At 67.5% G+C, this 13,413-nt stretch carries 16 protein-coding genes; 7 read left to right on the top strand and 9 right to left on the bottom strand.

Going from position 1 to position 13,413, the window contains the following annotated elements; genetic code table 11:
- Positions 1-11: 11 nt before the first annotated feature.
- Positions 12-902: a transposase gene (locus OG496_RS09155; protein WP_405970369.1), complete on the top strand. Its 891-nt coding sequence runs from the start codon at positions 12-14 to the stop codon at positions 900-902.
- A 354-nt stretch (positions 903-1,256) separates the two neighbouring features.
- Here OG496_RS09155 and OG496_RS09150 read toward each other — a convergent pair whose 3' ends face one another.
- Positions 1,257-1,934 carry a winged helix-turn-helix domain-containing protein gene (locus OG496_RS09150; RefSeq protein ID WP_405970368.1) on the bottom strand — a complete coding sequence of 226 codons (678 nt, stop codon included), beginning with the start codon at positions 1,932-1,934 and terminating at the stop codon, positions 1,257-1,259.
- A gap of 227 nt (positions 1,935-2,161) precedes the next feature.
- Here OG496_RS09150 and OG496_RS09145 point away from each other — a divergent pair, with 227 nt between their 5' ends.
- Entirely contained in the window at positions 2,162-2,911 is a 750-nt protein-coding gene (locus OG496_RS09145) for a transposase family protein (RefSeq protein WP_405970367.1), read from the top strand.
- Between the two features lie 360 nt (positions 2,912-3,271).
- Here OG496_RS09145 and OG496_RS09140 read toward each other — a convergent pair whose 3' ends face one another.
- Both OG496_RS09140 and OG496_RS09135 read right to left on the bottom strand, forming a co-directional pair.
- The gene (locus OG496_RS09140) at positions 3,272-3,514 is read right to left on the bottom strand and encodes a group II intron maturase-specific domain-containing protein (protein ID WP_405970366.1); all 243 of its coding nucleotides are present in this window, start codon (positions 3,512-3,514) and stop codon (positions 3,272-3,274) included.
- Complete coding sequence (locus OG496_RS09135; RefSeq protein ID WP_405970365.1) at positions 3,511-4,092, bottom strand: ester cyclase; 582 nt, start codon at positions 4,090-4,092, stop codon at positions 3,511-3,513. The genes OG496_RS09140 and OG496_RS09135 overlap by 4 nt, the downstream gene beginning before the upstream one ends.
- A 116-nt stretch (positions 4,093-4,208) precedes the next feature.
- On the opposite strand from OG496_RS09135, the gene OG496_RS09130 reads away from it, so the two are divergent.
- Entirely contained in the window at positions 4,209-4,829 is a 621-nt protein-coding gene (locus tag OG496_RS09130; RefSeq protein ID WP_405970364.1) for a TetR/AcrR family transcriptional regulator, read from the top strand.
- Positions 4,830-5,043: 214 nt separating this feature from the next.
- Here the strand turns inward: OG496_RS09130 and OG496_RS09125 are convergent, their stop codons facing one another.
- A complete protein-coding gene (locus OG496_RS09125; RefSeq protein ID WP_405970363.1) occupies positions 5,044-5,844 on the bottom strand; it encodes an SDR family oxidoreductase in 801 nt (266 codons plus the stop codon).
- Positions 5,845-5,944: 100 nt separating this feature from the next.
- Here OG496_RS09125 and OG496_RS09120 point away from each other — a divergent pair, with 100 nt between their 5' ends.
- On the top strand, positions 5,945-6,502 hold the full coding sequence (locus tag OG496_RS09120; RefSeq protein WP_405970362.1) for a TetR/AcrR family transcriptional regulator: 558 nt from the start codon (positions 5,945-5,947) through the stop codon (positions 6,500-6,502).
- Between the two features lie 59 nt (positions 6,503-6,561).
- On the opposite strand, the gene OG496_RS09115 is transcribed toward OG496_RS09120, so the two are convergent.
- A complete protein-coding gene (locus tag OG496_RS09115) occupies positions 6,562-7,125 on the bottom strand; it encodes an IS5 family transposase (protein ID WP_405970361.1) in 564 nt (187 codons plus the stop codon).
- A gap of 5 nt (positions 7,126-7,130) precedes the next feature.
- Positions 7,131-7,904: an integrase core domain-containing protein gene (locus OG496_RS09110; RefSeq protein ID WP_405970360.1), complete on the bottom strand. Its 774-nt coding sequence runs from the start codon at positions 7,902-7,904 to the stop codon at positions 7,131-7,133.
- Between OG496_RS09110 and OG496_RS09105 the strand changes: the two genes are divergently transcribed.
- Positions 7,869-8,489 (top strand): hypothetical protein, encoded by a 621-nt coding sequence (locus tag OG496_RS09105; protein WP_405970359.1) that lies wholly within the window; start codon positions 7,869-7,871, stop codon positions 8,487-8,489. The genes OG496_RS09110 and OG496_RS09105 overlap by 36 nt on opposite strands.
- Here OG496_RS09105 and OG496_RS09100 read toward each other — a convergent pair.
- From OG496_RS09100 to OG496_RS09090, 3 genes are all read right to left on the bottom strand, one after another.
- On the bottom strand, positions 8,474-9,088 hold the full coding sequence (locus OG496_RS09100) for a hypothetical protein (protein ID WP_405970358.1): 615 nt from the start codon (positions 9,086-9,088) through the stop codon (positions 8,474-8,476). The two genes, OG496_RS09105 and OG496_RS09100, sit on opposite strands and share 16 nt — an antisense overlap.
- 497 nt (positions 9,089-9,585) lie before the next feature.
- Positions 9,586-9,975 (bottom strand): hypothetical protein, encoded by a 390-nt coding sequence (locus tag OG496_RS09095; protein WP_405970357.1) that lies wholly within the window; start codon positions 9,973-9,975, stop codon positions 9,586-9,588.
- Entirely contained in the window at positions 9,972-10,223 is a 252-nt protein-coding gene (locus OG496_RS09090) for a hypothetical protein (RefSeq protein WP_356656928.1), read from the bottom strand. Before OG496_RS09090 ends, OG496_RS09095 begins: the two co-directional genes overlap by 4 nt.
- A 422-nt stretch (positions 10,224-10,645) precedes the next feature.
- Here OG496_RS09090 and OG496_RS09085 point away from each other — a divergent pair, with 422 nt between their 5' ends.
- Both OG496_RS09085 and OG496_RS09080 read left to right on the top strand, forming a co-directional pair.
- Positions 10,646-11,653: a hypothetical protein gene (locus OG496_RS09085; RefSeq protein ID WP_405970356.1), complete on the top strand. Its 1,008-nt coding sequence runs from the start codon at positions 10,646-10,648 to the stop codon at positions 11,651-11,653.
- Between the two features lie 155 nt (positions 11,654-11,808).
- Positions 11,809-12,993, top strand: coding sequence for a hypothetical protein (locus tag OG496_RS09080; protein WP_405970355.1), 1,185 nt, complete (start codon positions 11,809-11,811; stop codon positions 12,991-12,993).
- Positions 12,994-13,413: the final 420 nt, after the last annotated feature.

Raw genomic sequence — 13,413 nt, 5'->3', positions numbered from 1 at the left:
CCACCAGTACCTTGTGGCAAGGGCTTTCCAAGCGGGTCGCAGACATCGCCGCCACGCACCGCGGCTGCCTGTCGGCCGCAGGGCCCGAGCCCGAACCCGCCGCGTCGGCATCGCCGTCCGACCTGATCGACACGCCAGCCCGCCGCCACGCGAAGCGACTGTTCGAGGCGGTGCACGCGGTGACCGACACCGGGCGCTCGATCAACGCGGCAGCCCGTGAACTGGGCCTGGACTGGCGCACGGTGCGCAAGTACTCCCGGGCCACCTCCTGGCAAGACTGCGTCCGCCGGCCGCGACCGCGTCAGCCCACAACTTTGGATCCGTACCTGGACTACCTGCGGCAACGCTGGGAGGAGGGCGAGCACACCGCGAAGGTGCTGCACCAGGAGCTGCTCACCAAGGGCTATCGCGGCCACTACCAGCGGGTCAAGATGGCCCTCGCGCCACTGCGTCGCGGCCTGCCGATCGACATACCGCGCGAGCGGCCGCCCTCACCCCGCCAGGTCGCCCGTTGGATCACCACCTCGCCGCCGAGGCGCGGTCTGCACACCATCGAGCGGCTGGACCGACTGCTCGCGCACTGCCCGGAGTTGAAAGCGGCGCATGACCTGGTCCGCGACTTCGCCGCCATGCTCGATGCCCAAGACGCCACACCGCTGCCGGACTGGCTGGAGAGGCTCACCACGTCGCGACTTGCTCCCTTGGCCAGTCTGGCCAAGGCCATCCGCGAGGACCAACCGGCGGTCGAGCAGGGCATCACCACCCCGTTCAACTCCGGCGTCAATGAAGGCCGCATTACGGACTTGAAGCTCCAGAAGCGGCTCATGGCCGGTCGCGCCAGCGTCCCCCTTCTCCGACACCGCGTGGTCCTCATGGCCCATCTCCGACGCCGCCACGGGTGACGGAGCGTCACCGGCGCACGGTGGCACACGTCCACGTCACGAAATTCTTGCCGGAGCCACTTCAGTGAGTACGCGGACACAGTGCAGCGAACGACTCCTGCGGGACAGCGTGATACAGCAGACTCATCCCCACGGCCTTCGTGCTGATCGTGTGTATCGCTTGGGCGGAGCACATGATCAGCCGAAGGCCGCTTGCACGTACGGGAGTTACCCGCGCGAGTGATCAAGTTCGAGGAGGCATTCGACACCCAAGGCTGAAGATCAAGTTAGAGAAACCCCATCATGACAGGTCGCAAGGCACTTCTTCGTTTCGGGAAGAACTATCCACAGGCATCAAGCCGGTGGAGCCGGGGCTCAGTCGCCTTGTGTCACGTGCGGGGTAAGCCGGAATCCGACACCCCACACGGATTCGACGATCGGTGGCGGTCCCAGTCGCTTGCGCAGCCGAGCCATCAGGGCGTCTACCATGTTGGAACGTGGGTCGGCCATCTCATCCCAGCAGCATTCAATCAAATCCGCCCGGGTGACGACCTGCTCAGAGCGGATGGCGAGTAACTCCAGTACTGCAAACTCCCTGGGCGACAGGGTTATCGGCATCTCGGACCGGGCGACGCGCCGGCCCGAGAGGTCGAGTGCGAGGTCACCTAGCCGCAGTTGGCTGGGCAACACGTCGTCCTTACGCCGGCACAGCGCCAGTACACGCGCAACCACCTCGGCCATCGCCAACGGCACACTGACGCAGTCGTCAGCGCCGGCGACGAAACCCTCGATCCGCTCGACGGCCGTGTTGTTCGGGGCCAGCAGCAGGACCGGGGTCCGCGTCCCTTTGCCGCGGAGATTGCGGATGAGCGCGGTGCCGTCGCCGTCCGGCAGAACTCGACTCACTATAAGGCAGTCATAACGAAAAAGCGTCTGTTTCAGATCGGCTTCGGCAATCTTCGCAGCCCGGTCCATAAAAAGTCCGGAAGATCGCAGCGCGGCCGCGAGACGGCTAACCGAAATCTCGCTGACTCCGATGGCTAGAACTCTCATTTCTGCCTTTCGCTATACGGGATCCAACGGCGCCTGGAGGTTACTTTTCAGGTCATGTGAGATTCCCTCCGATATGTGGGAGAGAGTTGACAGCGGGTCAGATGGACTCATGGAGCTTCTTCGAGTTGGCCACCGATCAGGTGATGGTCCATGGAGCGCAACGAGCGAGGCCCCCGGGCTGTTGATCGAGATGTCTGACGTCTCAACCACGCTGCTCGGGGGCCTCGTTGGTCATCTATCCTGCCGCACTCGACCTGCCCCATGCGCTCGTGGAGTGGGTCACGATGCTCATCGTCACCCGTGAGGGTGACCGGCGCTGCAAGCTCCGCCCGTCCCAGCGCGCGATGGTGGCACTGGTGTACCTGCGCGAACACACGACCCTGGCGAAGATCGCTGCCGGGTTCGGGATCAGCGAGTCCACCGCCCACGCCTACACCAGCGCGGTCATCCGCCTGCTCGCCGAACGTGCGCCGGGTCTGCTGAAGGTCCTGCGCGAGGCCGATGCGGACTTCGTCCTGCTGGACGGCACCCTTGCGGAGTGCGACCGGGTCGGCGACGGACGGGCCGACTACTCCCACAAACACCGCCGGCACGGCGTGAACGTGCAGGTGGTCACCGACCCAGGCGGCCGGCTGCTGTGGCTCTCACCCGCACTGCCCGGCCGATCCCACGACCTGACCGCTGCCCGCACCCACCGGATCATCCGCATCTGCGAGCGCCAGGGCGTCCCCATCCTGGCCGACCTCGCCTACCAGGGCGGCGGCCCCTGGGTGACCACGGGCATCAAACGCAGGCCCCTGCAGGAACTCACCCTCACCGAGAAGACCCTCAACCGGGCCCTGGCCGCGGCACGGGCACCGGTCGAACGCGGCGTCGCACGCCTGAAGTCCTGGCAGATCTTCCGCAGATCCCGATGCAGCCCAAACCGCATGACGTCAATCGCCAAAGCCATCCTCACCCTGGAGCGGCAACGCTGAAGAAACTCATGGGAGGAATATCGACCATGGTTGCCGTCCGGCATGGTGGTCGTGCACATGCTGGCGCTGTCGGCCTGGCGGGATGGTGTTCACGGGCGCGTCGATGTGCACGGCGAGGACTAACGTTGTGGGGAGCCGTGGCGAAAATTCTTGGTGAGGCCCCTACTGTAACTGCCCATATCAAACGTCCCTGGTTCTGGAATCGACGTGATCGTTCTCGCTCCAGCTGGGCGAACCCGGCTGGACAACATCGACTGAGTAGGGTCGGGGACTGACGCGGTGGCCTGTGAGGCTCCGTTTCCAGCCCCCGCCCGTCAACCCGTGTATGCGCTTCTCGCGCACACGGCTTACCGACATCGTTCACCGGCTGGCATGCACCGCCACCCTGCGCACGTTCCCGGACAGACGAAAGGCTCCGAGCCTGGCGAACCACGCGCCGTCGTGGCGCTTGCCCCACTTTCTGCCCGGGATGCCACGCTTGCGATTGTCGAAGATCGCGAGACGCTCGTGGACGTAGCTGTCGATCGTAGAGAACTTCCCCGCGGAATTGCCGTTACGGAAGTACGCCGCCCAGCCCCGCAGCGTCATGCCGAAGTGGTTCACCGCGCCGTCCCCGTGCCTTCTACATCCTGCGCGGCCTCTGCCGCACGCGTTGAGACGTCTGCCGCCGCGCGCCGGTCGCGGCCGGTGAGCTTCCAGCCGGCGAGCCGCGCGATTAGGGCAAGGGTCGGCGGGAAGGTGCCGAGCTGGCCGAGCATGGTCATGTCGTCGCGGACGGCCTCGTGCCTGACCACCTTCCCGTCGCGCACGGTCAGTACGTGGATCTGCTCGTAGTCCAACTCGCGGCCGGTCGGCGGCATGACCCTCTCCAGCGTCCCGTCGTGGAAGAGCACGAACGGCCCGGTGTGCCGCCCCTGCATGCGCACCCGGACGAACACCTGTCCGCGCTCGTCGTCGACGCCCGTGTCGAGAACGGGGAAGCGCAGGTCGGTGAACGCCGAACGCATCCAGGCACTGGAGGCGAGCACCCCGGCCGGTCCGGGGATCGCGCAGGCGGCGGGAGAGTTGGCTGCCTCCCGGTTGTGGAAGTCGGCGTGGACGACGTCCGTGGCGAGCGCCGGGTCACCGGTCTCTATGACCCTGAAGAGGGAATGCGCGCTGTCGGTGGCGTTGGTGCCCATGGGAACTCCGCGGTTGTGGGTCAGTGGACGAGATGCCTTGCCGAATTAGCTCCAGCAAGAGCCTATTGAATAGGGTGATAGTACATCCAGGAGGTCCGGCAGGTATAGTGACGGCCATGCCGACCAAGCGCGCCTACGCCTCCCCGCTGCGGGAGAAGGCGGCGGCGCAGACGCGGGAGGTGATCCTGCGGGCCGCGACGGAGTTGTTCGGGCAGCGCGGCTACGCGCTGGTGACGGTCGCGGACATTGCCGCCGCGGCGGGCGTCTCGCCGAAGACCGTGTTCGCGAGCGTCGGCAGCAAGCGCGAGATCATGGACCACATCATCGACGCGGGCGTGATCGCGGGTCGCTGCGATGAGGCGATGGAGCAGTTGCGGCAACTGCGTACACCGCGCGACGTCCTCGCGGCGCTGGCGGCGGGCACCCGCTTCGGCAGCGAATCACAGTTCACGGTGCACGAGGCAATCCGGCTGGCGCTGCCCGTGCACGAAGACGGCGCGGCACTGTGGGAGCGGGCCACCCGCAGCTCCCGTGCGGCGATGAGCGAGACGGCACACCACCTGCACACCCTCACACCGCGCCCGCGCTACGCGGCGGCGGAGACCGCCGACCTGCTCTGGCTCTGGTTCGGCCCGCACGGCTGGCGCACCCTCGTCGCCGACGCCGGGTGGTCCTGGGACAGCGCCGAAACCGCGATCCGCGAGACAGCCGTCGCGGCGCTCTACGGCGACTGCTGACCTCAGGCCTGCGGGGGCGCTGCCCAGCCAAGGACGAGTCCCGCCGAGGCCGCCGCGAGGCGGCATCCGCAGTCGCGTGTACAGTCCGCCGTTCGAATTCCATCATCCGTCTGCAGGCGCCGATCGGGGGAACCACAACAACAAGACCGGTGCAACCGTCGCCCGATCACTGATCGCCTACGACCACTGAACCGATCAGGAACTTCGCGCCTGGCTAGACCGTCGGAATGCTGCCGCCGTCGACGACGTACTGGCTGCCGGTGAGGAACGCCGCGCGGTCGGAGGCGAGGAACGCGACGAGTTCGGCGACGTCGGCGGGCTGGCCGGGGCGCCCGAGCGGGATGCCGACCCGGTCGATCAGCTGCCGGCGGGCCGTTTCGGCGTCCTGGCCGCTGTCGGCGGTGATCTGGTCCAGACGCCGGGTGACGGCCGGGGTCTCGATGAGTCCGGGGACGACGGTGTTCACCCTGATCCCGTGCTTGCCGACCTCGTTGGCCAGGCCCTTGCTGTAGACGGTCGTCGCGGCCTTCGCCGCCGCGTACGGGAGCGACGCGGGGCCGGGCAGGCGGGCTTGGCCCGACGTGATGTGGATGATGACTCCGCGGTTTTGCGCGATCATCCCCGGCAGCAGGGCCCGGTCCAGGCGGACCGCGGACATCAGGTTGATGCCGAGGTCGCGGTACCAGTCGTCGTCGGTGGCGTCGAGCGCCCCGCCGGGGATGTACGTTTGGCTGCCGGCGTTGTTGATCAGTACGTCGATTCCGCCGAGCATTTGCGTCGCCTGCGCGGCGAGGGTGGCGGTCCCGTCGGCGGTGGCGATGTCGGCGGCGACGAACCTGCCGGTCGGCGGCTCGTCGACCGGCGTGCGGGCCGCGACGACGACGTCGGCCCCGGCCTCGGCGAACCGGACCGCGACAGCCGCGCCGATTCCCTTGGTGCCGCCGGTGACCAGGACTCGAACGCCGGCGAACCCGCCGGCTGGCCCGGACGCGGATGTCTCGGTGGTGGATGTCATGGGACACGGCCCCTTCGTCGGCCAGCACCGCCTTCCGGGAGGCGGTGGCTGGGTAGGATAGGTCCCACCCTACACTAAAAAACGAGAGGTCGTTCTTTTTATGCCCAAGGTCACCCAGGAGCACCGCGACGCCCGGCGCCGGCAGATCCTGGCCGCCGCCCGCGAGGTGTTCGCGGCCAAGGGCTTTGCCCAGACCTCCACCGGTGAGATCGTCGCCGCCAGCGGACTGTCCACCGGAGCGGTCTACAGCTACTTCCCCAGCAAGAACGACCTGGTGGCAGCCGTCTGCGAGGACGCCGTGGACAACGTCATCGACCTCGCCAGCATCCGCGACGCTGCCGAACTTCTCGACCGGGTCCGAGCCCGCCACGGCGGCCACGCCCGGCTGATGGCGCAGGTCTGGGCCGAGGCCGCCGTCTCGCCCGACCTCGCCGCCCAGATCCGGGCGCAACTGGCCAAGGACCAGGAGAAGGTCGCCGGGCTCATCCGCCAGGACCGCTGCGCCCGCGGCCTGCCCGACTCGCCGGACCCCTCCGGCGTGGCCGGCGCACTGCTCGCCATGCTCACGGGATATTCGCAGCGCCTGGCCATCGGCCAGGGCATCGACACCGCCGCCTTCCGGCAGGCCCTCCAAACCCTGCTTGGCGACGCGACCTGAAAGCACAGATCTGGGCAGACGGCGCCGTTTCAGCTGCTAGGGCCTGTGTGACGTCGTGATCAGCCGGTTGCATTCAGGAGGTCGTTGATCCAGATGATGGAGGCGCGGAGGTGGAGGCCGGCGAGGTAGCTCTCGGGTGTCTTGTCGTATCGAGTCGCGATGCCCCGCCAGGCCTTGAGCTTGTTGATCAGGCGCTCGACGGTGTTCCGTTCCTTGTAGAGACCGGCGTCGTGGCGTGTGGGCCGGCCGCCTCGGCTGCCTTTCTTCTTCCGGTTGGCAGCCTGGTCCTTCTTCTCCGGGATGACTGCCTTGATGTTGCGTTTGCGCAGGTAAGAACGGTTGGCGCGGGATGAGTAGGCCTTGTCCGCCGCGACAGCGTCAGGCCGGGTCCGGGGACGACCGACAGGCAGGCGGACCCGCACCTTCTGCAGCACGGCGACGAACTGCGGGCTGTCGGCGGCCTGTCCTGGGGTCAGGACGAACGACAGCGGACGGCACTTGCGGTCCGCGGCGAGATGAACCTTGCTCGTCAGCCCACCACGGGACCTGCTGAGCAGGGCTTCCTTCAGACGGAGCCTGCGCCGTCGCCTGGTGTGCCTGCGCCTGCCGGAAACCCCATCCATGCAGATCAAGCGGCGTGTTGGTACTCATGGAGGGTGCCGCCGAGTCGGTCGTGTCGGCGTATGTCGAGGTGGGCGATTCGGTCGGGATCGGTGATCGGTTCGGGGGTTGCGCGCAGTGGCGTGGCCTGTTCCATGGCCTGATGGGGCCGGTGCCCGTTGTGGTGTGTCTCGAATTCGTGCAGGGCGTGCCGTAGGCGGTTTTCGTTCCAGATCAGGGTGCGGTCCAGGAGTTCGTGGCGGCAGGTCTGTACCCACCGTTCCATGATCGAGTTCATTCGCGGTATTCGTACACCGCTGAGCACGACGGTGATGCCGGAGTCGGCGAGGATCTGGTCGAACAGGGCAGGGAACTTCGCGTCCCGGTCGCGGATCAGGTATGCGACGGTGGCGCCCGCGTCCTCCAGGTCCATCGTGAGGTTCTTCGCGGTCTGGTTGACCCAGGTTGTGGTCGGATGTGCGGTGGTGCCGAGGATGCGGATGCGGCGGGTGGTGTGTTCGATGGCGGCGAGGATGTAATGGCGTTGTCCGGTCAGGGTGACGGTTTCGATGAAGTCGATGGCCAGCAGGGCGTCGGCCTGGGAGCGCAGGAAGGCGGCCCAGGTGGTGGAGGCTCGGTCGGGTGCGGGGTCGATGCCCTCCTGTTTGAGGATTTCCCAGACGGTGGAGGCGGCGATCTTGATCCCGAGGGGATTGCCTATTTGCAGATGGTCAATGGGCCGAAGGCGATCATCCTGGGCGGGCAGATGGACCCGCTGGCCCGGTACGCGAAGTCGGTACACCACCTCCGGCAACTGATCACACAGGTACCGGAATCCGCACTGCTGCGCACCGATCTCGCCGCCTTCGGAGCCCTGGCAGCCGGTGCAGCCTTCACCGCATTTGGTGCCACCAGCTCACTGCGGCACACCATCGTCCCCGGTGAGAAGGCCCAGACCGGGAAGAAGTCCGGCGGCCCCGGCTCGCCGCACGTCCTGCACCCCGAGCTCATGGACTTCTACCTTGGCGAGACGCTGGCGAAGAAGTACGCCGCAGCCGCCGCGCCGATCTGCGAGTGCTACGCCTGCGGACACAAGGCGCTCGACACGTTCACCAGCAACCAGTCCCCGCTCCCGGCAGAAGCCGCGGCGCACAACATCGCTGTGCTCATGGGATGGCTCCGCGACCTCTGCGCGACGCCGCCGGGCATCGCGCGCCAGCGCTGGTGGTACGACCGCTGCCGCATCGCCGTCGACCGGTACCCGCTGCTCAACGCCGCCCTCGAACAGCCCAAGGCGTTCCGGGCACCCGAGCAGCTCAAGTGCTGGGCCCTTGCCGACCCCGGCCCTGTCCCGGCCGAGCCCTCGCCCGCTCAGCGCACCCGCTGATACAGCTCCTCGACGAACGCCCAGGCTGCCGCAGTGTGCCGCTGCGGCCGGTAGGTCCGGGACTCCAGCACCATCTCCACCCCGTCGCCCGACGGGACGAAGACGCCGATACCGTAGAAGTCCGCCTCCGCCAGCGATTCCTCCAGGCGTACCGGGCGCCGGTCGAGCAGCACGGCCCTTCGGCAGAACGGGGCGAACCGGCCGGCCCGCTCCAGCCCCTGCCGCCAGCCGGACGCCCGCACGACGACCAGGTCGATCTGCAGTGGCCGCACCGCCCGCCGCGTCACCACCTTGCGGTCACGGTCCGCAGCTCCGGCCGGCAAGGCACGTACAGCACGACGTTCCCGCTGATCGAGTGAGGCCAGTGGCACAGGCAGACCCACCGGAAGGGCCAGAAGGGTTTCCAGCGGGGGCAGCTTGTCCAGGCGCGCTGCGGAAACCTCACGACGGCGTACGTCCTCGGCAGAGTCCATGCGGTAGAAGAACAGCGCCTCCGTCCCCAACGCCGGGGCCACCACAGACTGCCCGTCCCGCCCCAGCAATGCCGCGGAAGCAGTCTGCACCGAACCGCCGGTCACGGAACTCGCCAAGGTCATCATGGGCTCCACCCTGCCTCATCGGGCGCCGTCCGAAAACAGCACCTCCGCCATTCATCCAACCCGGTCGGCTCCGGCTGCCTCTGCCAAACGGCCCAAAAGGTCCGCCAGACACCGCCACAGTTCGGCATCGTCGCTGCGCCGATACCACTGACGCCGCTCGCCGGGCTCCCGCGGAACACGCACAACCAGGCCCGCGTCCACCAGAGCCTGTACCGGCGCCTGGTACACGCTGGGCGCAACACTTCGCGAGACCGCAAGATCCCCCAGACAGACCCCTCGGGAATCCGACATCGCCAGCGCCAGCAACACCTCGGCCCGATAACGATTACCGAAGAGCTTCGCCGAGACCTCACGCAACCGTTCGGGCGCGCTTTGAACCATGATTCATGATTCGCGAATCATAAAACAGATGTCAACTACCCCGTGAATTCCGTGCACTTGCACAAGCGCTGGGATCACATCCGCTGGTGAAGGCCGCCCCGACCCGGGCGGACCGCTCAGGGAGAGAGGTCGAGCACCCGGACGTCGGCCCCGTCCCAGGCCTTGGGCTGGATGGTGGCGACGCGTGCCCCATCCAGGCGCTCGGGGCCGGGCATGGCCACATGGTGGGTGTGGCACCAGCCCAGAGACCGCTCGTGGCCCGAGGCAGCCAAGACGGCGGCGAGATCGAGCGGATGAAAAACCACCTGGTCGAGCATGCCGAGGTGGCCGGCGAGTCCGGTGCGTACCCGGTCCGCTTCGGCGAGTGCGGCCAGCGCGACATGGACGCGCCAGGCCCCGGTCTCGGCGGCCTGGTACAGAAGGCGGGAGGCCAGGACGTTGCCCGAGCCCAGAGCGAGCAGCGCGCTGTCGTCGAGGACTACATCGACAGGGGCGGCAGGGTTCACGCGGCGCTGCCGAGCCGGCGCGTGAGCTCATCGTCCGCTGCGCGGTCCTGCTCGGGATCTGGGGCGTAGCCGGAGAGCGCGTGCAGGACTTCGAGGGTCTTTGCGACCTGCTCGTCCCGCTCGCTCTGCGTGAGGGTGTGGGTGGCGAATTCGCCGACGAGCCCCGCGATCGTGGTGTCCTTCTCGGCGGCCAGGATCGCCAGCCGGTCCCGGATGCTGCTCTCGACCTTGATCGTTGTGTGTGCCATGCCCGACAGAATACATCGGGTATACCCGCCCGGGGAGGCGATTGAGGTAGCTGCTTGCGCCTCCTCGGTCGGGGGCCGAGGGGACAGCCGGTAGGTGTGTTTTCGCCGGCGAGAGCTCGGTGAGGAGTCGGTGGGGCGCACTGTTCACTGGCGCATGTGCTGACCTGCGAAGTCGTGAAATCCGTTCCGGGATTCAACCCTGTCCGTTTTGTGCGCCCGGGAGGGAAGCCCTCTGACCTGCGGCTACGGAGTTTTCTACAAGCCTCGCGGATGGTCGCCCGACACGCTGCCTTACCCGGCCAGGCCCGGCGAGCGTCATGGGCGCGTGCCCGCTCTGGACCGACCGCGCAGCGCCCGACCCGCAACCTCTGATCTGTGTCAAGTCCCCACCTCTTACCGGATGGTGATCCGACGATGAGGCCATGTCGCTCACACATCAGGTGACCGCAGGGGCGCGTATCCACTGGCGGCTGGTCATCCTCCCCGTCGGATTCACCCTCAACGTCTGGGGAAACGCCCTCTTTGATACCTCGCCCGACGTCACCAACAGGGCTGCCAGCCTCCTCCTGTTCGCCGTCGGACTGTTCCTCGCCCTGTACGGATGCCGGTTCTGGCGGAGCAGAGCAGAAAAGTGGTACGCCCTCCAGCGGGTGAGCCGCTGGATGTCCGGGAAGAGGAACGACACAGCGTGGCAGCATCGTTGGTGGCGCGTGAAGGTGACCGTGTTGGGCGTGGGCGTGTGCGGTGTCGTCCTGTACGCGGTGCGGCTGGTCAACGGTGTCGCGCAGCATCCGGACCAGGTGACTGAACATGCAGCCTCCGCCATGACGTTCATGTACGTGTGGGGGCTTCTCCCGATGTGGACGCAGGCGGTCGAACCGAAAGGCGCTTCCACACAGCAGCTGCTGGAGGACACCGGCAGGCGTGTCGGACGGGCAGCGATCGGCCGGACCGTCGCCAACACCGCCGGCATCTACTTCGCCGGAGCCGTCGTCTACATGCTGGTCTTCCCCAGCCGGCCCGCGCTGCTGGTACCTGCCGCAGTGACGCTCGGCGCAGCCATGATCGCGACGGGGCATGAGACCTGGACCAGGTTGCGCAAGCTGTCCACACAACTGCACACGCACATCCAGACCTTGGAACGGGACCTGGCGATGATTCCCTCCAGCCAGGACGCAACCCGCGAGAAGCAGGACGCGGCGCGCCGGAGCTGGGACGCCGTGCAGCGGGACCTGTGGACGTCTGTTGACACCGGCTATGGCATCTTCGGCATCCCGTTCGTGCCTCGCGAGACGGCTCGTGACCTCGGGGTCCGCACGGAGCAGGCGATCGAGGCGCTGGAACACGACCAGGACGCGGCACGGGACGTGCTGATCGATCTCGCCACGATCAAGGAGGCGTGCAGTGACCGGATCGACTCCGTGGCGTGAATCGGCCAGAAGACAGACGGACCTAACCGACGGCTAACGGGATGTGCCCCGTGCGCTCGCGTGGCCGGCGGGGAGATCACGTCGCAGACAGCCACCACACTGCAGGGATGTGAAAGGGACGGGAACGTTGGGAAGTCGGTCGCTAGGGTCGCTGTATGAGCCTGCACGACGCGGACGGTTCCTGGCTGCCCGACCACCAACTTCACGTGGTGGAGACACTGGCCCACGTCGACCACACGATCGAGCGGCTGCTGCGCCTGACGCACGACTACACGGAACGCGGGACGATCACGTTCGCCGAAGTGCGTAACGGTGACCGTGTGGATGTCGTGGTCCGGGAGGTCGCCCCGCTCCCGCAGGCGATTCCCCGGCTCGTGGCCGACGCCCTCACCCAGCTGCGCGCCGCGCTGGAACACACCCTGTATGCCGAGGTCGAGGCCACGCTTGGACGCTCCCTGACGGAAGAGGAAGCGAAGACAGTGGAGATGCCGGCCACGTGTGGCGTCTCCGCTCTCACCCAGTGGCTCGGCAACCCTAGGCGACGGCGGCTTCCGGCGTTGAACGCCGGCACGCCGCTCGCGCAGCGCATCGAGCGACTGCAGCCGTTCCAACGCCGTACCCCCGACGAGCATCCGCTGCGGCTCCTGGCCGTCTACACCAACGTGGCCAAGCACCGCGCCCCCGCTGTCGCGGCGACCCGGCTCGGCGCCGTGCACCCCGACGATCCGCACAGTGACCTGACTGTCGTCCTTCCCCTCAAGCACGGGCCCCAGCCGGGCGACGGGCTGCCCTTGCGGGAAGGCGACATCCTCGCTAGCGCGCCGCGCGGCGCCCGCATCCCCTTCTCCGTATGGCCGACGGTGTCCCTGCAACGGCCCCACACCGGTGTGTGGGCCATCGCCGCCGACGAGCTGAAGCTTCTCGAAGAGTGGGTTCGCACCGTGGCCATCCCCGTTCTGGTCACCGGACGTCACGACGTGAGCCCGCTGCCGCCGCAACTTGACATCACCGTCGGACACCGGGACGTACGCGACGCCCTGGCGACGGCGGGCCGCACACCTGCGGTCGTCCGGAGCCGGGACAGGATCGCAGCCATCACCGGCCGCGACGGTCTCGCCGATTTCCTCGCCTTCTTCGCGGAACGGCCAGAGACGGAAACAGTGCGGGCATGGCTCGACTCGCTGGACGACATCCAGGTCATCGAGCACGTCCTGCACCTGCGCACGGTAAGCGGCCGGCCGCGTGAGCTGATCGATGCGGGAAGCGAATTGGTCAACGAAGCCCGCAGGTACAAGGAACGCATCGGGGAACAGTCCGGCCCGGGAGGGTCAGACGCATAGGACGAGCCTTCCATGCTGCAAGGCTCGACGGCCGGCTGCCGAGAGCCTGTGAGTTGGGGGCAGGAGGGAACAAGAACGCAGGCAGGACCTTCAGACGAAACGCGGCCGTGCACGGCCTCTGTCCGACCGGCTGCAGGGCGTCGGCGGTTTCCCGGAGGGCCGCACAAGGGCGCGGATCTCGGAGTCTGGCGGGCTTGGGCACCGCCGCCGCACCTGTTGACCTCCTGCGGCTTCGGCCGAGCCGCCCGCCCTCAGACCATCGTCCCGGAGCGGTCCAAACAGCCTCGAAGATCATTGAGTGAGAGGTTTCAACAGTGGCTTTCTGAGAGGCGGTTGCTGCCAGAGCGGGGGAGTGGCTGACGAGTTTCGGTTCATGGCGTTGCAGGCGTTCGCACGGCCGCCGCGTCTGCTGGTGGTGGT

This window comes from Streptomyces sp. NBC_00988 (assembly GCF_045162645.1).
Lineage (GTDB): Bacteria > Actinomycetota > Actinomycetes > Streptomycetales > Streptomycetaceae > Streptomyces.
This window is presented reverse-complemented; position numbering and strand designations above follow the sequence as displayed.